Below are 17,948 nucleotides of genomic sequence, written 5' to 3' on the forward strand. Positions count from 1 at the left end.
GTCAGGCGTGTTGCGTCTGGCAGAATTTAATGAGGTAAGTGAACGATGAACTTCAAACGCATGACCGACCTGGATCTGGCAGGCAAACGCGTTCTGATCCGTGAAGACCTGAACGTGCCGGTGAAAGACGGCAAGGTTACCAGTGATGCGCGTATCCGTGCCTCCCTGCCGACCATCGAGCATGCGCTCAAGGCGGGCGCCAGGGTGATGTTGATGTCGCATCTGGGCCGGCCCACCGAAGGTGAATACGCCGACGAGTTTTCCCTGCAGCCGGTGGCTGATCATCTGGGTGGTTTACTGGGCCGTGATGTGCCGCTGGTCAAGGACTGGCTGGACGGGGTCGAGGTGGCCGACGGTCAGGTGGTGTTGTGTGAGAACGTTCGCTTCAATAAAGGCGAAAAGAAAGACGACGAAGCGCTGTCACAAAAAATGGCCGCGCTGTGTGATATCTATGTGATGGATGCCTTCGGTACCGCTCACCGTGCGCAGGCGTCTACCCATGGGGTGGGCAAGTTCGCACCGGTGGCCTGTGCCGGCCCGCTGCTGGCCAATGAGCTTGACGCTTTGGGCAAGGCCCTGGACGCACCGGCGAAACCGCTGGTGGCCATCGTTGGTGGTTCCAAGGTGTCCACCAAGCTGGAAGTGCTGGAATCGTTGTCGGATGTGGTCGACCAGCTGGTGGTCGGTGGTGGTATCGCCAACACCTTCCTGGCGGCGGCCGGCCATCCGGTGGGCAAGTCTCTCTATGAAGAAGATCTGATTCCTGCCGCACAGAAAATTGCCGAGAAAGTACACATTCCGATTCCGGTGGATGTGGTGACGGCCAAGGAATTTGCCGAATCTGCCGAGGCGGTCACCAAGAAGGTGGAAGACGTGGCCGACGACGACATGATTCTGGATGTGGGCCCGCAGACCGCACACATCGTGGCGGCGCTGATGAAGGAAGCCAAGACCATTATCTGGAATGGCCCGGTGGGTGTATTCGAATTCGATCAGTTCGGTGAAGGCACCCGGGAAATGGCCCTGGCCATTGCCGACTCGGATGCCTTTTCCATTGCCGGCGGTGGTGACACCCTGGCCGCAGTGGACAAGTATGGTATCACTGATGATGTCAGCTATATCTCCACCGGCGGCGGTGCCTTCCTGGAATTTGTGGAAGGCAAAGTACTGCCGGCGGTGGCCATGCTTGAGGCACGGGCGAAGGATTAAAAGACGCTTGCACGCCCCACGCAACCACGCACCACGCTCGGGCGTGCCAGCGTGACGCATGGGGCGTGCAAGCAGTATCGTACGGAGTGATGTTGGTGCAGAGCACCGCAAACGGATAGCAGAAAGGGGAAAGTGAAAATGGCACTTATCAGCATGCGACAGCTGCTGGATCACGCTGCCGAGTTTGGCTACGGCGTACCGGCTTATAACGTGAACAACGTGGAACAGATGCGCGCCATCATGGAAGCCGCGGACAAAACCAATTCCCCGGTCATCGTGCAGGCATCTGCCGGCGCTCGTAAATACGCCGGCGCGCCGTTTCTGCGCCATCTGATTCTCGCCGCCACGGAAGAATTTCCGCATATCCCCGTGGTGATGCACCAGGATCATGGCACCAGCCCGTCTGTTTGCCAGCGTTCTATTCAGCTGGGTTTCTCTTCGGTGATGATGGACGGTTCGCTGGGTGAAGACGGCAAGACGCCCACCGATTACGACTATAACGTGGACGTGACCCGTCGCACCGTGGACATGGCCCACGCCTGTGGTGTGTCCGTGGAAGGCGAGCTGGGTTGCCTGGGGTCGCTGGAAACCGGTGAAGCCGGTGAAGAAGATGGCATTGGTGCGGAAGGCAAACTGACCCATGAGCAGATGCTCACCGACCCGGAAGAAGCGGCGGATTTCGTAAAGAAAACCAAGGTAGATGCCCTGGCGATTGCCATCGGCACCAGCCATGGCGCCTACAAGTTTACTCGCCCGCCCACTGGTGACATCCTCGCCATCGAGCAGATCAAGGCGATTCACCAGCGCATTCCGGATACCCACCTGGTCATGCACGGTTCCTCTTCCGTGCCGCAGGACTGGCTGGCCATCATCAATGAATTCGGTGGTGAAATTCCGGAAACCTATGGGGTGCCGGTGGAAGAAATTCAGGAAGGCATCAAGCACGGTGTGCGCAAGGTCAACATCGATACGGACCTGCGTCTGGCGTCCACCGGGGCGATCCGTCGTTTCTTGGCCCAGAACCCGGCCGAGTTTGATCCGCGTAAGTACCTGAAAGAATCCATCACCGCCATGCGTGATATCTGTATCGCCCGTTATGAAGCCTTTGGTACGGCGGGCCATGCGGACAAGATCAAGCCGATCAGCCTGGAAACCATGTTCCAGCGTTATGAGTCCGGTGATCTGGACCCGCGGGTTAAATAAGAGACGCAGCAGGCAACACGTAGATCAAAACAAAAAGGCCGCGCCCGGTTGGGTGCGGCCTTTTGTTTTTCGGAGCTGCTATCAAGCGGCTTTGGTGTGTGCCATCTCGCTCTAATTCGTAATGCCTCTTTTTTACCGGCTGGCTTCAATCCTGATGTCATCGCTGCCGGTGAGAATCAGTTGGCCCTGCTTGTTAATGTCGGCGTGATTGACGCCCTTGAGGGCGTCCATAAATTGCCGCTCCATTTCCATCAGTGGTGCTGGGCAAGCCATCATGGTGACTCCGCCGGTGGTGATGGTGAAGCTGTCCTCGTTCTGCACGTAGGTGGCCATGTAGTTGTTGCAGGCGGCCTTGCCGGCCACTTGCCCAGGCTGATGAAAGTTCAGCGTGACGGTAGCGTCAGTGACGTCTTCGCCATTAAGCGATGTGACGAACCAGGCTTCTCCACGCAGCTGGCTCTCTTCAACCATGGTGCGTACCTCGTTGGTCGGCTGCCCTGTGCAGGCAGCCAGTAACAGTGCGGCGCTGCCCAGGAGCAGCGGAAGGCGAAATGGGGTCATGGTGTGTCCTTGTGAGACGTTGTTGGTTACTTAGTGTATGTGCGGGGCGATATGGTTCCCGGCCAGGCTGGCGTTTATTGATGTGGCGCAAGGTTGTTGCAATGTGCGGGGCGAGTGCGTTGACTGGTCGCGGAGGAACAGGACAATGCAGTGAATCCTCTTTTATCTTCACTTTTCTGATCGCAATGATGGCGGGCCATGCTGAATACGTTGCTGGAATTTTATATTGAGCACCAGTGGTTGGCGTTGCCGCTGGCTATGTTGTCCGCGGTGGGGGTAGGCATATTGTGGATGGGCTGGCTCAGTTTGATGCTGACGGCATTCGGTCAGCGGCGCTGGTTATGGGGGTTTGCGATTCTGTTACTACCCGTGCCGGCGTCTCCGTGCTTTGCGCTGCGCCACCCGACGTTGAATCCCTGGGCCAATCGGCTGGTGCTATGGGGGCTGCTGCTGGCGCTGCCGATCCTGGTGTTAACCGGCTGGTGGGGCTGGCTGGCATTGACCCAGGCAGCGCCCGCTGCCTGATCAGTCGTCGTCGCTTGTCAGCCAGTGTGCGGGCCTGTCTGGCTTGGCATAGCTGAGCCGCCCGATACGCTGGCTACGGTGGTAGCTGTCCAGCCCCGACAGGGCCACCGTCCCGGCCCGTTCAATATCGACAAGGCCATCATCGCCCAGCACCTCGTCGGGTAGCAGGATATGTTCGATGGCACCGATCACCAGCACGGTGTTGTTCACCGCCAGGGTCTGCACTTCCTTCACCGCCATGCCCAGTTTTATCCGCGCCTGTGCCACGAAGGGGGCGGAAAAGTCGGGCAGGTAGGCCGGGCTTAGCCCGGTAGCGGTAAACTCGGAGATCTCCCGGGGGTAACGGGCGGCGGTCTGGTGGGCGGCTTCGAGGATGTCAGCATGGACCTGGTTGAGCGTATAAACGCCACTGCCCTGCAGGTATTCCAGGCTATGCCGATCCACCGAATGCGGACGCAAAATCATCCCCATCAATGCCGGGTCGGCCCCGATATGAAAGCAGGAACCGACCATGGCCAGGTTTTCCTGTCCGCTCTCGGAGCGTGTGCCCACCAGGTTGGCGCTTTTGAAGCCGGACAGGCTATTGATCAGATTGACCCGCTCCCCGCGGGGTAAATCCTTGAGTGTATCGGTTGTCAGATGCATGGTGTGATCCCTCCCAGGCCCGTATTATCGGTAGGTGCCGTGAGCAAACCGTGGAGACCCGTTACCGGCTATGGCAAACCCTTTCGATCGCGATCAGATTATTCAGCAGTGGCAGCCCTTGAATTGGGAGGCTTTCGACCCGCTGAGTGAATCCAGCCAGCGCTATGTGGCGTACTACGGTCTCAATTTTGCTGATCGCCTGCCGGACCTGGAGCATGGCTTCGGTTATTTCGAGGCGGCGGGGCATATGCTTTCCGTGCATGGCTGGCGACCCCGGCCGCCCCATCAGCCGCGTGGTACCGTGCTGATCTGTCACGGTTACTTTGACCATGTGGGATTGTACCGGCATGTGATCGGTCATGTGCTGGAACTGGGCTATGCGGTACTCGCCTATGATCTGCCCGGCCATGGCTTGAGTACGGGCCCGCAGGCCGTGATCGACGATTTTCGTACCTACCGCGACGTGCTGGAGCAGTGTCTGTCACTGGCGAGCAATTCTTTTCCCAAGCCCTGGCATGTGATTGCCCAGAGCACCGGCGGTGCTATCGTGATGGATTACCTGGTCAGCCGTGGTGAGGGTGATGAAAATCCTTTCGAGCAGGTGATTCTGCTGGCGCCACTGGTGCGACCGTTCAAGTGGGGAACCGCGCGCTGGTTGCACACCGTGGTCAGTCCGTTTGCCAAAACCCTGAAACGGGTTTTTACCATCAATTCCAACGATCCGGATTTTCTCGATTTTCTGGAAAACAGGGACCCTTTGCAGGCGCGGCGTATTTCCGCCATCTGGGTGAGCGCCCTGAAGAAATGGATGCCGGGTTTTGAAAAAGCGTCGCGAATAAAGGTGTCGCCGGTGGTGATTCAGGGGGACAAGGATGAAACGGTTGATTGGCAATATAACCTGGAGATGATCAAGAAAAAGTTTGAGAGCCCCGATATTCGTATGCTGCCCGGGGCTCGTCACCAGCTTGCCAATGAGAATGAAGCGTTCAGACGTAAAATTTTCGCGATTATTGACGAGTATCTGGCCTAAAGGCATTTTTTTACGCTTTGTTACTTGAGCCGGTTGCCGCTTTGTAACAATGTGGATTCACGGTTCCTGACCAGGGAATTTTGTGTTTTTACAAGGAGTCTACAATGAACAGTAAATGGATGTTGGCCGCTGCTTCCGGTGCGGTCTTGTTGAGTCAGGCTGCCGTGGCAGACCTGAATGCAGGCGTCAATGCTGCCGTGAATGCCCAGGCAGATGCCGATGCTGCTGAACAGACTGTTCGTGACCAGCGAGATGCGGCCAAGACAGATGCCAAGCAGGCAGAAAAAGATGCGCGGGCGCAGCGTGATCAAATGGAGAGCGATGCCAAAGCCCGCCATGACGAAATGAAAGAAGACGCCAAGGCAAAGCGTGATGCCATGAAGGATGACGCAAACGCCATGGGCGATGATGCCCGTGCCAAGCACGATGCCAACATGAAAAAAATGGAAGAAAACCGTGACGCCGCGCGTCAGCGTCATGAAGATGCCATGAATAATGCGCAAGGGGCTGGCGCCAATGCCAACGCTGAAATGAAAGCGGGGGCCGCCGGTGTCAATGCGGAGGCGAAAGCGGATGCCAAGGCGGGCGCTGAGAAGAAAGAAAAATCCTGGTATAACTTCTGGGATTAATATTCTTTCCGGGATCAAAAAAGGCCGCGATTCGCGGCCTTTTTTTGTTGTTGTAAGCGTTGATTGATGAACAGTTTTTAGCGTTTGCCGTCGCGCCTCAGTATTGGTTCACGGTGCCATTTTCGCCTACCAGTACCACGTCGGCAGGCCGCTTGGCGAACAGGCCATTGGTGACGACGCCAACGATATTGTTGAGCGTGGTTTCCAGTTCAATCGGGTTGGTGATATCCAGGTTGTGCACATCGAGAATGATATTGCCGTTGTCCGTGACAAAGCCTTCGCGGTATTCCGGTTGCCCACCCAGTGCGACGAGTTTACGGGCCACATAAGAGCGGGCCATGGGGATCACTTCTACCGGTAGCGGGAACGCGCCGAGGCGTTTCACCTGCTTGGAGGCATCCACAATGCAGATGAATTCCCGCGCTGCGGCGGCGACAATTTTTTCCCGGGTGAGTGCGCCGCCGCCGCCCTTGATCATTTCCCGGTGGCTGTTCACTTCGTCTGCCCCGTCCACATACACCGACAGGTTGCCTACATCATTCAGCGAGAAAACCTCAATGCCATGTTGCTTGAGGCGTTCGGCAGTAGCCTCGGAGCTGGCTACGGCGCCTTTGATGCGATCCTTGAGGGAGGCCAGTCCGTCGATAAAGAAGTTGGCGGTGGAGCCGGTGCCCACGCCGATGATTTCCCCTTCGGGGACAAAACGCAGTGCGGCTTCGGCCACCTGCTTTTTCAGCGCATCCTGATCCATGTGGCTGTCCTGTCGTAGTGTGGGTGTGTGTCGACCGTGAAAGGTGCGCCAATTATAGGCCAGCGGCGCCCCTGACTCGACCCCGGCCTATCGCATTTGTGGCGGCCAGCCCCTAGACTATTCCTTTCCCTTCACAGAATGAGCCCGGAACCCTCCATGTTGGACAAATACGTTAAACGGATACTGCAATCCCGCGTCTACGACGTGGCGGTGGAAACTCCCATTCATGCAGCGCCGTTGATTTCCAAACGTATTGGCAACCGGGTGCTGCTCAAGCGTGAGGATCTGCAGCCGGTGTTCTCCTTCAAGCTGCGTGGTGCCTACAACAAGCTGTGTCAGCTGACGCAAGAGCAGCTCGCCCTTGGGGTGATCTGCGCGTCGGCGGGCAATCATGCCCAGGGGCTGGCGCTGGCCGCGTCGTCCATGGGCATCAAGGCAACCATCGTAATGCCGCGCACCACGCCGGACATCAAGGTAAGTTCCGTGCGTCGCCATGGCGGCAAGGTGGTGCTGCACGGCGACAGTTTTGATGAAGCGCTGGCCCAGGCCCTGAAACTGCAGGCCCGTGACAACCTGACCTTTGTTCATCCCTACGATGATCCGGATGTGATTGCCGGGCAGGGTACCGTAGGCATGGAGATTCTGCGCCAGCAAAGCCGCGATCTGGATGCGATTTTTATCCCGGTGGGCGGCGGTGGCCTGGCGGCCGGTGTGGCGGCTTATGTGAAATACGTGCGCCCGGATGTGAAAGTGATCGCGGTAGAGCCGGAGGATGCGGCCTGCCTGAAAGCGGCGCTGGAGAAAAAGCGTCGGGTTACGCTGCCTGAAGTGGGGCTGTTTGCCGACGGTGTTGCGGTGAAACAGATCGGCAAGGAAACCTACAAGGTGCTGCGTGACCATGTGGATGAGGTGATCACCGCCAGCACCGATGAAATCTGTGCGGCCATCAAGGACGCGTTCGAGGATACCCGTGCCATCTGCGAACCGGCGGGGGCGCTGGCACTGGCCGGTTTGAAAAACTGGGTGGCGAAGCACGATGTGCGAGACCAGACCCTGGTAGCGATTCAAAGTGGCGCCAATGTGAATTTTGACCGCCTGCGTCATGTGTCAGAGCGTGCCGAGCTGGGTGAGCAGCGCGAGGCGATCCTGGCGGTGACCATTCCGGAGAAGCCGGGGGCGTTTCGGGCATTCTGTCAGGCCCTCGGGCGGCGCGGAATCACCGAATTCAACTACCGTTACAGTGATGATCGCGATGCCAATATTTTTGTGGGTATCCAGTTACGCCCGGGCGGTGAGGCGCTGCAGGCGCTGATGAGCGAATTGCAGGAGCGTGGTTATCCGGTGGTGGATATGAGTGGCAACGAAATGGCCAAGCTGCATATCCGCCATCTGGTTGGAGGCCATACCTCACGCCAGGACCTGCAGGAGCGTCTGTTTCGGGTGGAGTTCCCGGAGCGCCCGGGGGCGTTGATGAAATTTCTGCAGTCGCTGGGCGAAAAATGGAACATCAGCCTGTTCCATTACCGCAACCATGGCGCGGCCTATGGCCGTGTGCTGGTGGGTTTCCAGGTGGAGGAGGGCAAGCAGGCCAGGCTATTGGCCGACCTCAAGAAGGTGCCCTATCCCATGGTGGAAGAAAGCGACAACCCTGCCTACCGGCTATTTTTGAACTAACGCCGGTTTAACCGGTCAGTTAATCGGCGTAGCCGTTGCTGGTTCGTTAGCGCCCTGCTTTTCGCTCGATGATCGCTAACCTGTTGATTTTACATTGTCTGCTGTGTGCGCACCGTGTTAGCTTGACGTGAAATACGCCCTGCGACACTGGAGAGTTAGCGGGGTGTTCTGTTAAGAAGTGTCAGCAAGCAGCGCTAACTGCTTGACTTTACATTTGGAAATGATCAAATTTTGACCCACTTGGCATTTTATGCTGTTAAATCAGATTAAGGTGACAATCTTGTTAATACTTTTGGGTCACTTTTTTCATATTGCTGTACCATTTTGGGGAATAGAACAATGAAGAAAAAGCCGGACGCCCTGGTGCTACTGGCGGTTGTTTTCGGGTTAGGTGTGCTGGTTAGCAGCCTGACTCATGGTGGAAATGAACCGGATTACCAGCGTTACGCTGACAGTGCAGGCATTACCGTTACTCACACGCAGCAGTAACCACGCTATCCACCGGTTGGTCCCACGGGGCCACCGGTATCTCACCTCGCGCCATTTTCTGAAAATCGTACCCAGCGGCCACCAGCCGTGGCCGGCGCGGATGCCGTGCCAATTGTGCCAGGGTGCGGTCGTAGTAGCCCCCTCCCATGCCCAGTCGATACCCCGCCTCATCAAAGGCCACGGCGGGCAGGATAATCACATCCAGCGCCCACAGGGCCCGCCCACGATAGCGCAGAGCGGGTTCGTGAATGCCGTAGGCATTGGCGCGCATGGGGTGATGATGCCGCCAGAGGCGAAATTGCAGGTGTCCGGGGCGCAGGGCGTCGACAAAAGGCAGATAGGTGGAGGCCTGCTGAAAGCGAGGGTGGCGCAGGGCGGGGCGTACATCCAGCTCGCCGTCGTTGGGCAGGTAGATAGCCACGTGGCGGGCAGGGCGATGCTGAATTGCTCGGGCCAGGGCTGGGCCGAAACGGGCGCTGGCGCGGCGGCGTTGGCCGACGCTGAGGGCGCGACGTTGCTGCCGGAACTGGCGGCGTAATTGCTGGCGTTGCCGCGTGGTGGTGATTTTCGCGTCAGGCATCGGGTATCCGGCGTCAGCGATAATAAAGGGTGCTTCCCGGCCCGCCGCTGCGGGTTTGACCCTTGAACCGAAGGTTCAAGGTGGCGGCAGCAGCCTTGCCCTCAGGCTTTCCGCTCAATAGGCGGACATGCACACGGACAAGGCAATATATGCCCCCGGGTAGTACATTATCGGCAAGGGGACTTGACCCTCTGGCGCACGGGCCAGGAAGCACTTGAGGCCATTATATCAGTGGTGCGGGGGGCGGGTCAGTCTTGACAGGGCAGGGATTTCGTTGGTGGTTCTTGGTCTGGATGCGAAGCCGCTGCAAGAGGTGCTCCTACAGGCGAGGCGGAGAAGAGTTACAGTTTCCGGCGGGCGTCTTCGAAGGCCTGGATTTCGTCTTCCAGGCGGCCGAGCAGGGCCTGCACCCGGGCTTCGCTTTCGGAATCCTGGGAGACGCTCTGGCGGGCGCGGAGCAGTTCGTGGCTCATGTTCAGGGCCGTCATGATGGCAATGCGTTCCAGGCCGATGACATTGGCATCACGCACTTCGCGCATCTGTTCGTCCAGATAACGGGCGGCCGCCAGCAGGTTGTCCTGTTCCCCGGCGGGGCAGGCGACGCGATACTCCTTGTCCAGTAGATGAATTACCAGGGAGTTTTCGTTAGACATTCCGGATTACACCGCATTGGCTGTGAGTCAGAGTCAGGCAGGCGATCACGCTCAGGATTCCTGCTCGAGAGATTTCAGACGCGAGATGATGGCCTCGACTTTACTGCGGGCCGCATCATTTTTTTTCAGTAACTGGGCCCGTTCTTCCACCAGTTTGCTCTCGCGATCATGCAAGGCCTGGTTCTCTTGACGCAGCCGCGCGCTGATGCGCAGCAGGTCATCGACTCGGGCTTCCAGTTGCCTCAGTTGTTGTTCCGTCGTCATGGCAAAATGGTCGCTGTTCGCCTAAGGTAGCTCCCCTGCACCTTACCGGTATTTTCCGGTGATGGCGCCCCCACCCGGATTGCAGGCTTTTTGTACTATAGGTGTGGGGTCTGTAAGGGTCAATGAAATTCAAGTGTGATAGCCACTTAGCACACACTTCTCAGGTAATCCCCAACTCTGCTTCCCGGGGCCGCCGCGCCAGCGGATCACCGGCTGTTGAAAACGGAAAGACGCATGTCCAACGATATTGATTTTGAGGTTCTCGTCCAGGGGCTGGCTGCGGCCGGCGTAAAGCATTCTCCCAGTGAATTGCAGGGGGTGATTGCCGGCCTGCTGGCCACCGGTCACGGCGGCCATAATGAGGAACTGCTTGGGGTGCTGGCTGCCCACGTGGATATGCCGGAGGGCTTCGGTGCCGAGATGAATGGCGCCTTACTGACGGTTCGGGACCAGTTGCACGGCGGTTATCAGGGCACCGGTCTGGAGCTGAACCTGCTGCTGCCGGCGGATGAGGATGATCTGGGCTTGCGGGTGGCGGCACTGGCCCAGTGGAGCGAAGGCTTTCTGGTGGGCTTTGGCACCGGCTCGGCCAACACCCACGACAAGGATCTGTCGCCGGGCGTGCAGGAAGCGCTGTCGGATCTGGCGGCGATCAGCCAGGTCGCCACGCCGGATGATGACGGCGACGCCGAGGAAGACATGTTCGAGCAGGTGGCCGAGCACTGCCGCATGTCTGCCCTGATGATTTACACTGAACTGGTCATGCGCCATCAGGGCAAGCCGGAGTCGGCGCCAGCGGATAAAACACCGCCAACTCGGCATTAAGTGTTGGGCGTCAGACGTCTGGCGTGTTGCGTGAAGCGTGCCGCCTGTTGCGTTATTTAAGGAGTCGTTTTGAGTATCAGCCGCCAGGAGTTTGCCCGTCGTCGTCAGGAACTGATGACCATCATGGGGCCCAACAGTATTGCCATTCTGCCCGCCGCCCCGGAGCGCACCCGTAACCGGGACGTGGAATATCCGTACCGGCAGAACAGCGATTTCTGGTACCTCACCGGCTTTGCTGAACCGGAAGCGGTGATGGTGCTGCTGCCGGGTCGGGAACATGGCGAGTATGTGCTGTTCTGTCGCGACCGCGATCGCACCATGGAAATCTGGAACGGCTACCGCGCTGGGCCGGAAGGTGCAGTATCGGAATACGATGCGGACGATGCATTCCCGATCAGCGATATTGATGAAATTCTCCCGGGGCTGATCGAAGGCAGTGAACGGGTCTATTACGATCTGGGGCACGACAGCGAATTCGACCGACGCCTGATGGGCTGGGTCAACAGCATTCGCGAACGGGTGCGCAGTGGCGCGCACCCGCCCGGCGAATTTGTGGCGCTGGCCCACCATCTGCACGACCTGCGGCTGTTCAAATCCGCCGCAGAAGGCAAGCTGATGCGCAAGGCGGCCAGCATTTCAGCCGGCGCCCATGTGCGCGCCATGCAGGCGGTCAAGCCGGGGATGATGGAATACCAGCTGGAAGCGGAATATATCCACGAATTCATGCGCCACGGTTCGCGCAGCCCGGCCTACCCGAGCATTGTCGGTGGCGGCGCCAACAGCTGCATTCTTCATTACATCGAAAACACCGGAAAGCTGAAAGCCGGTGATCTGGTGCTGGTGGATGCCGGTTGCGAGCTGGAACATTATGCATCCGATATTACCCGTACCTTTCCGGTGAACGGCACATTCAGCAAGCCACAGCAGGCGCTGTATGAGTTGGTACTGGCCAGCCAGTATGCGGCCATCGAAGCTACCCACCCGGACAACCACTGGAACGTGCCCCACGAGCAGGTGGTGAATATACTGACTCAGGGGCTGATCGACCTGGGCCTGTTGAAAGGGGAATTCAACGAGCTGGTGGAAACGGAAGGCTACCGACAATTCTTTATGCACCGCACCGGCCATTGGTTGGGGCTGGATGTGCATGACGTGGGTGATTACCGCATTCAGGAACAATGGCGCCAACTGGAGCCGGGCATGGCGCTGACCGTGGAGCCGGGACTGTATGTGGCACCGGATGACACCTCGGTGGACGAGCAATGGCGGGGTATTGGCATTCGCATCGAGGATGATGTGCTGGTGACCAAAACCGGCTGCGAAGTGCTTAGTCACGAGGTGCCGAAGGACGTGGCAGAGATTGAAAAGATAATGAAGGGCAGTCGCGAGTAACGAGTGCCGAGTATCGAAAATCCTGGGCTTTATGTTTTTCGTAACTCGTAACTCGGCACTTTGGTGATTCGCGCCTCAAGTGGTGCTCCTACAGCGAAAATGGACGTTGGAATGACGCAACAGCCTTTGGTGATTGTTGGCGGTGGTATGGCCGGGGCCTTGCTGGCGCTGTTGTTGCGTCGTCATGGCGCCGCGTCGGTGATGCTGATCGAAAGTCACCCGCTGTCCCTGCCAGACGCTCCTCCCCTGACCCCCAGTTTTGATGCCCGCAGTACCGCCTTGTCCGCGGGGACGTTGGCGGTGCTGGATGACCTGGGCCTGGGCAATGCCGTTCGTGAGCACGCGGCGGCCATCGGTACGGTGCATGTGTCGCGACAATCCCGCCTCGGTATGACTCGCATGTCCGCCGCAGAAGAAGGGGTGGCGCAGCTGGGCGCGGTGGTGGAAAACCGCTGGCTGGGGTTTGTGTTGCTCGGGGCACTGTTTGCGGATGAGGGCATTGAGGTGCGGGCGCCGGATACCTTGTCGGGTATTCGCCGGCAGGAGGGCGGTTACCAGGTCACTCTGGCCAGTGGCGAGGTGGTGGAAACGCCGCTGTTGATCGCCGCCGACGGCGCCCGGTCCAAGACCCGGGAGTGGCTCGGTATCAGCGCCCGTGATCACGACACCGGTCACGATGCCTTGATCGCTAACCTGTCCCTGAAAGAATCGCACAAGGGCATTGCCTACGAACGTTTTCTGAATGACGGCCCACTGGCCTTGTTACCGCTGCCCGATCAGCGCATGGCGCTGGTGTGGACCGGCCCGCGGGAGCAGGTGAACCAGTGGATGGCGTTGGCGGACGACGAAGCACTGGCGCAGCTGCAGGGCCGTTGTCCGGCGGACGCGCCACGCCTTGGTGGTATCGGTGAGCGCCAGCGTTACCCGCTGATCCTCACCGATGCCTGTGCCCAGGTGGTGCCCCATGGGGTGGTGGTCGGTAATGCCGCTCACACCCTGCACCCGGTAGCCGGGCAGGGTTTTAATCTGGCGGTGCGGGATCTGCTGGCGCTGGCGCAGACCGTGGGCGGCAATGCCGATCCCGGTAGCCTGGCGACCCTGCAGGCCTACGCACAAAAACGGGAAAAGGATCAGGCCCTGATCAGCCAGACATCCCGCTGGGTGCCGGAATTGTTCCGGGTGCAGCAGCCACTGTTTGCGCACAGTCGCCAGTTGGGGTTGGTGGCCATGGATATCCTGCCCGGGCTGCGTAGTGGTTTTGCCAAACGGGCCATGGGACTTTAAGAACAGCGGACAGCGAAACCGCTTGAGGCGGGAACTACCTGAAGACGAGTTACGAGAACCGAAAACTGCTTTTGCCTTCTGCAACTCGCTCCTCGTCACTCGCAACTGAATAAACGAATCCGGGCCACAACCTTTGAGAGCCGCACCCATGACACAACAGGTTGATCAACAACACATCATCATCGTTGGCGGTGGCATGACCGGTGGGTTGCTGGCAGTGCTGTTGGCGGAGCAAGGGTTGAAGGTGACCGTGCTGGACGGTGCGCCTGCCCCGGCCATACCGCAGGGTAAGGCGCAGCTGCGGGTGTCCACGCTTACCGAAGCCAGCCATTGGCTGCTGCGTAATACCGGGGTGTGGGATTATCTGGATGTGTCGCGGGTGCAGCCCTACAGTGCCATGCAGGTGTGGGACCAGGATGGCACCGGCGAGGTGCTGTTTCAGGCGGAGGAGGTGGGCGCCGAGAGCCTGGGCTGGTTGCTGGAGAATGGGCATCTGGCCGCCGCGTTGTATCAGAAAGCGGCCACCTTGCCGACATTGGACTGGCAGTGCGGCGTGCAGGTGGATGCCCTGCGCCGCGATGCCGACACCGGCCAATGGGCGGTGCGCAGTGGCGATACACACTGGCAGGCAGATCTGCTGATAGGGGCCGACGGTGCCCGCTCGCAGGTGCGCGAACAGGCGGGCATCAGTGGTGGTCCGCGCGACAGTGGCCATCATGCATTGGTGGCGACCATCGCCACCGCGCAGCCCCATGGCACCTGTGCCCGGCAGGTCTTTATGGAAAGCGGGCCGCTGGCGTTGTTGCCGTTATTCACGGACGCGGAGCAAGGGGATCAGCGTCAGTGTTCCATCGTCTGGTCTGGCTGGCCGGAACGAATTGCGGAACTGCGCGACAAGGATGCGGTCTCTTTCGCGGCAGAATTGCAGGCCGCCGTGGGCGACGCCCTGGGGCCGGTGACCCTGCTCAGCGAACGGGCGGTGTTCCCGATCCAGGAGCGTCACGCCAGCCAGTATGTGGCGGCTGGTCTGGCGCTGGTGGGCGATGCCGCCCACGTGATACACCCGTTGGCCGGGCAAGGTGTGAACCTGGGCTTGCTGGATGCGGCGGTGCTGGCAGAAGAAATCGCGCGGGCCAGTGAGCACGGGCGAGACTGTGCCGACCCGGCCGCCCTGGCGCGTTATCAGCGCCGCCGCCGCGGCGAAAACCTGCTGATGCAGAATGCCATGCGCGGCTTCCAGTCCCTGTTCGAGCAGCGTGCCATGCCGGTGCGCTGGTTGCGGAACACGGGCATGCGCTGGGTCAATCAGGCCGGCCCGGTGAAAGGTTTTTTCGCCCGTCAGGCCATGGGGCGAACCACGGATTTGCCGGCCCGGGCAAAACCGCCAGCGTTTGGCGCTAGAGCTGACTCGCGTTAGCTGCCATACTGGCGGAAGTTAAGAATCATTCTTGTTTGCGAATAATTGGAGCGAATGGATATGCGCGTGTTTGGCATCATAGTTGGCGCCCTGGTTGTGGCGTCTGGCCTGTGGGGGTGTTCCGAACCGACCGCCGATGAAGAGCTGGTGGTGTATACCTCCCGCAACGATCACCTGATCAAACCGGTGTTCGATGCCTACACCGAGGCCACCGGTGTGCGAATCCGCTACATCACCGACAATGCCTCGGCCCTCACCGCCCGTTTGCAGGCCGAGGGTGAACGCTCCCCGGCGGATATGCTGATCACTGTGGACGCCGGTAATCTGTGGAATGCGGCAGAAAAAGGCCTGCTCAGCCCGGTGGAATCCGTGGTGCTGAAAAACAATGTGCCCGATGCGCTCACCGACCCGAAGAAGCAATGGTATGGCCTGACCGTGCGCGCTCGCACACTGGTGTATTCCAAGGACCGGTTGCAGCCCAGCGAGCTGTCTACCTACGAAGACCTGGCCGACCCGAAATGGAAAGGGCGCTTGTGTTTGCGCACCTCCAAGAAGGTCTACAACCAGTCGCTGGTGGCGACCATGATTGAGCGTCTTGGCGAAGAAAAGGCCGAAGAAATCGTGCGCGGCTGGGTGGCCAACCTGGCCACGGATGTGTTCTCCAACGACACCGCCTTGATGGAAGCTATCGTTGCCGGCCAATGTGATGTGGGCATCGTTAATACCTACTACTACGGCCGCATGAAGCGCGATAACCCGCAGCTGCCGCTGGGGCTGTTCTGGGCCAACCAGGAGAGCAGCGGCGTGCACGTGAACATTTCCGGTGCCGGGGTTACAGCGAATGCGCCGCATCCGGAAAAAGCCAAAGCCCTGCTGGAATGGATGACCCAGCCCGCCGCCCAGCAACTGTTGGCCGACCGCAACCTGGAATACCCGGTGAATGCGTCGGTGAAACCCCCGGAAGAAGTGCGCTCCTGGGGCGAGTTCAAGTCTGATGATCTGAACGTGAGTGTGGCCGGTGCCCTCCAGGTGGAGGCGGTGAAACTGATGGACCGCGCCGGATACCGCTAACCGGTGATTCGGCGCGGCGCGTTTTCGTTCAGTGGGGCCAGCGTGATTGCGCTGGCCCTGTTGGTCGTGGTGCCCATTCTGGTGCTGCTCGCTGCCTGGCGACAGCAGGAATGGGCGACCTGGCAGCACCTGATGGACACGGTGCTGTTGCGCCTGATTGGCAACACGGTATTTCTGATGATCGGCGTGGCCATTGGCGTGTCGCTGCTGGGCATCACCCTGGCCTGGTGTGTGGCCACCCTGGATTTCCCCGGCCGTCGCTGGCTGCAATGGGCGTTACTGCTGCCCATGGCCATGCCTGCCTATGTGCTGGCGTTCGTGCTGGTGGATCTGCTCGACTATGCCGGGCCGATCCAGACCCAGATGCGCAGCTGGTGGAGTGCTTTCCCCGGCTTCAGCGCCCGCCATCCCCTCTGGGTCGTGGTGACTCTCTCGCTGGTGCTTTACCCCTATGTGTACATGCTGGCGCGGCTGGCCTTTCAGGCCCAGGGCCGTGCCGTGCTGGAGCAGGCACGGATTCTTGGTGATGGCCCGCTCCGTGCTTTTTTCAAAGTGGCGTTGCCCATGGCGCGGCCGGGCATTGCTGCCGGGCTGGCGCTGGCGTTGATGGAAACCCTGGCGGACTTCGGGGCGGTGTCAGTATTCAACTTCGACACCTTTACCACTGCCATTTATAAAAGCTGGTACGGGCTGTTCAATTTACAGGCGGCGGCGCAGCTGGCGTCGTTGTTGTTGCTGTTTGTGCTGGTCTCCCTGTGGCTGGAGCGCCGTGGCCGGCGCCGGGCCCGTTTCAGCGAACTGGGAGGGCGGCAGGTCATGCGCGTGCGACCGCGTTTTGCCTGGCTGATCTCCGCCTTCGCCTTTGCGGTGCTGTTCATGGCCTTTTTGCTGCCGGTGTGTCGCCTGTTGTACTGGGTGGTAGGCACGGGCATCGACGGGCTGGATAGCCGCTTCTTCAGCCTGATCTGGCGCACCTTCCTGCTGGGCGCCATGGCCGCCTCGCTGGTGCTGGTGCTGGCCAGCTGGCTGGCCTGGGTCAAGCGTCACCAGCCGTCGCGGGCGGTATCCGGTTCGGTGCAGTTGGCCACCCTGGGCTATGCATTACCCGGCTCGGTGCTGGCGGTGGGCATCATGGTCAGCTTCAGCGCCGTGGAAGCCCGGCTGGACCAGTGGGGCCTGGCGATTCCGCTGGTGGGCGGGCTGGCGGCGCTGATTCTGGCCTATGTGGTGCGTTTTCTGGCGGTGGCCTTCGGCCCGGTGGAAAACGCGTTGCAACAGGTGCGCCCCAGCCTGGTGGAAGCAGCCCGTACCCTGGGCGCGTCCGCCTCCGATGTGGGGCGCCGGATCTATCTGCCGATGATGCTGCCGGGGCTGTTCACCGCGCTGCTTCTGGTGGGCATTGATGTGATGAAGGAAATGCCTGCCACTCTGCTGCTGCGGCCCTTTGGCTGGGACACGCTGGCAGTACGTATCTATGAGCTTACCGCCGAAGGGGAGTGGCAACGCGCCGCCGCCCCGTCACTGACCCTGGTGTTGCTGGGGCTGGTGCCTGTCATCGTGCTTAGTCGCCGCCGTTAGTCAGGCTTTATTTGCACGATCGTTCACATTTAACCCTCCATTTTCTAGTAGTAAAGTTGTTTTTAGTTAATGACTTACTACTGATTCATTATGTTTTTAGTTCTCTTGTGAACAGTTGTGAGCATTATTTTCAATAGTGTGATCCGGTCATCGTTTTTTTCCCTGTCT

General features: G+C 59.5%; 19 protein-coding genes and 1 other RNA gene. 13 read left to right on the forward strand and 7 right to left on the reverse strand.

Going from position 1 to position 17,948, the window contains the following annotated elements:
- Positions 1-45: 45 nt before the first annotated feature.
- On the forward strand, positions 46-1,209 hold the full coding sequence (locus tag ADG881_RS11780) for a phosphoglycerate kinase (RefSeq protein ID WP_007149926.1): 1,164 nt from the start codon (positions 46-48) through the stop codon (positions 1,207-1,209).
- Positions 1,210-1,347: 138 nt separating this feature from the next.
- Positions 1,348-2,412, forward strand: a complete 1,065-nt coding sequence (gene fba / locus ADG881_RS11785; RefSeq protein ID WP_039926679.1) for a class II fructose-bisphosphate aldolase — start codon at positions 1,348-1,350, stop codon at positions 2,410-2,412.
- A 132-nt stretch (positions 2,413-2,544) separates the two neighbouring features.
- Here the strand turns inward: fba and ADG881_RS11790 are convergent, their stop codons facing one another.
- On the reverse strand, positions 2,545-2,973 hold the full coding sequence (locus ADG881_RS11790) for an META domain-containing protein (RefSeq protein ID WP_039926681.1): 429 nt from the start codon (positions 2,971-2,973) through the stop codon (positions 2,545-2,547).
- Between the two features lie 198 nt (positions 2,974-3,171).
- Between ADG881_RS11790 and ADG881_RS11795 the strand changes: the two genes are divergently transcribed.
- On the forward strand, positions 3,172-3,498 hold the full coding sequence (locus ADG881_RS11795; RefSeq protein ID WP_039926683.1) for a hypothetical protein: 327 nt from the start codon (positions 3,172-3,174) through the stop codon (positions 3,496-3,498).
- On the opposite strand, the gene ADG881_RS11800 is transcribed toward ADG881_RS11795, so the two are convergent.
- A complete protein-coding gene (locus ADG881_RS11800) occupies positions 3,499-4,143 on the reverse strand; it encodes a flavin reductase family protein (RefSeq protein WP_007150961.1) in 645 nt (214 codons plus the stop codon).
- Positions 4,144-4,213: 70 nt separating this feature from the next.
- Here ADG881_RS11800 and ADG881_RS11805 point away from each other — a divergent pair, with 70 nt between their 5' ends.
- Both ADG881_RS11805 and ADG881_RS11810 read left to right on the forward strand, forming a co-directional pair.
- A complete protein-coding gene (locus ADG881_RS11805; RefSeq protein ID WP_007149669.1) occupies positions 4,214-5,173 on the forward strand; it encodes an alpha/beta hydrolase in 960 nt (319 codons plus the stop codon).
- Between the two features lie 104 nt (positions 5,174-5,277).
- Positions 5,278-5,802, forward strand: a complete 525-nt coding sequence (locus ADG881_RS11810; RefSeq protein WP_007149731.1) for a hypothetical protein — start codon at positions 5,278-5,280, stop codon at positions 5,800-5,802.
- A gap of 97 nt (positions 5,803-5,899) precedes the next feature.
- Here the strand turns inward: ADG881_RS11810 and rpiA are convergent, their stop codons facing one another.
- Complete coding sequence (gene rpiA, locus ADG881_RS11815) at positions 5,900-6,553, reverse strand: ribose-5-phosphate isomerase RpiA (protein ID WP_007151392.1); 654 nt, start codon at positions 6,551-6,553, stop codon at positions 5,900-5,902.
- A 138-nt stretch (positions 6,554-6,691) separates the two neighbouring features.
- Between rpiA and ilvA the strand changes: the two genes are divergently transcribed.
- A complete protein-coding gene (gene ilvA / locus ADG881_RS11820; RefSeq protein WP_007149560.1) occupies positions 6,692-8,227 on the forward strand; it encodes a threonine ammonia-lyase, biosynthetic in 1,536 nt (511 codons plus the stop codon).
- 339 nt (positions 8,228-8,566) lie between these two features.
- Complete coding sequence (locus ADG881_RS17590; protein ID WP_156790401.1) at positions 8,567-8,716, forward strand: hypothetical protein; 150 nt, start codon at positions 8,567-8,569, stop codon at positions 8,714-8,716.
- Here ADG881_RS17590 and ADG881_RS11825 read toward each other — a convergent pair.
- The 4 genes from ADG881_RS11825 to ADG881_RS11835 all read right to left on the reverse strand — a co-directional run bounded on the left by ADG881_RS11825 (position 8,697) and on the right by ADG881_RS11835 (position 10,213).
- On the reverse strand, positions 8,697-9,296 hold the full coding sequence (locus ADG881_RS11825; RefSeq protein ID WP_007149088.1) for a 5-formyltetrahydrofolate cyclo-ligase: 600 nt from the start codon (positions 9,294-9,296) through the stop codon (positions 8,697-8,699). The two genes, ADG881_RS17590 and ADG881_RS11825, sit on opposite strands and share 20 nt — an antisense overlap.
- A gap of 29 nt (positions 9,297-9,325) precedes the next feature.
- A non-coding RNA gene (gene ssrS, locus ADG881_RS17395) (6S RNA) lies at positions 9,326-9,509 on the reverse strand.
- A gap of 128 nt (positions 9,510-9,637) precedes the next feature.
- Entirely contained in the window at positions 9,638-9,949 is a 312-nt protein-coding gene (locus tag ADG881_RS11830; RefSeq protein WP_007149380.1) for a cell division protein ZapA, read from the reverse strand.
- A 51-nt stretch (positions 9,950-10,000) separates the two neighbouring features.
- On the reverse strand, positions 10,001-10,213 hold the full coding sequence (locus ADG881_RS11835; protein WP_007148702.1) for a TIGR02449 family protein: 213 nt from the start codon (positions 10,211-10,213) through the stop codon (positions 10,001-10,003).
- Between the two features lie 234 nt (positions 10,214-10,447).
- On the opposite strand from ADG881_RS11835, the gene ADG881_RS11840 reads away from it, so the two are divergent.
- The 6 genes from ADG881_RS11840 to ADG881_RS11865 all read left to right on the forward strand — a co-directional run bounded on the left by ADG881_RS11840 (position 10,448) and on the right by ADG881_RS11865 (position 17,780).
- Positions 10,448-11,038 carry a UPF0149 family protein gene (locus ADG881_RS11840; RefSeq protein ID WP_007149171.1) on the forward strand — a complete coding sequence of 197 codons (591 nt, stop codon included), beginning with the start codon at positions 10,448-10,450 and terminating at the stop codon, positions 11,036-11,038.
- Positions 11,039-11,107: 69 nt separating this feature from the next.
- Positions 11,108-12,430 carry a Xaa-Pro aminopeptidase gene (gene pepP / locus ADG881_RS11845; RefSeq protein ID WP_007150336.1) on the forward strand — a complete coding sequence of 441 codons (1,323 nt, stop codon included), beginning with the start codon at positions 11,108-11,110 and terminating at the stop codon, positions 12,428-12,430.
- A gap of 111 nt (positions 12,431-12,541) precedes the next feature.
- Positions 12,542-13,714 (forward strand): FAD-dependent monooxygenase, encoded by a 1,173-nt coding sequence (locus ADG881_RS11850; RefSeq protein WP_007149956.1) that lies wholly within the window; start codon positions 12,542-12,544, stop codon positions 13,712-13,714.
- A gap of 148 nt (positions 13,715-13,862) precedes the next feature.
- Positions 13,863-15,131 (forward strand): UbiH/UbiF/VisC/COQ6 family ubiquinone biosynthesis hydroxylase, encoded by a 1,269-nt coding sequence (locus ADG881_RS11855; protein WP_007151363.1) that lies wholly within the window; start codon positions 13,863-13,865, stop codon positions 15,129-15,131.
- Between the two features lie 60 nt (positions 15,132-15,191).
- Positions 15,192-16,202, forward strand: a complete 1,011-nt coding sequence (locus ADG881_RS11860) for an extracellular solute-binding protein (RefSeq protein ID WP_039927433.1) — start codon at positions 15,192-15,194, stop codon at positions 16,200-16,202.
- A 42-nt stretch (positions 16,203-16,244) separates the two neighbouring features.
- Positions 16,245-17,780, forward strand: coding sequence for an iron ABC transporter permease (locus ADG881_RS11865; protein WP_232211722.1), 1,536 nt, complete (start codon positions 16,245-16,247; stop codon positions 17,778-17,780).
- Positions 17,781-17,948: the final 168 nt, after the last annotated feature.

The sequence above is a fragment of the Alcanivorax sp. DG881 genome, from assembly GCF_000155615.1.
Taxonomy (GTDB): Bacteria; Pseudomonadota; Gammaproteobacteria; order Pseudomonadales; family Alcanivoracaceae; genus Alcanivorax.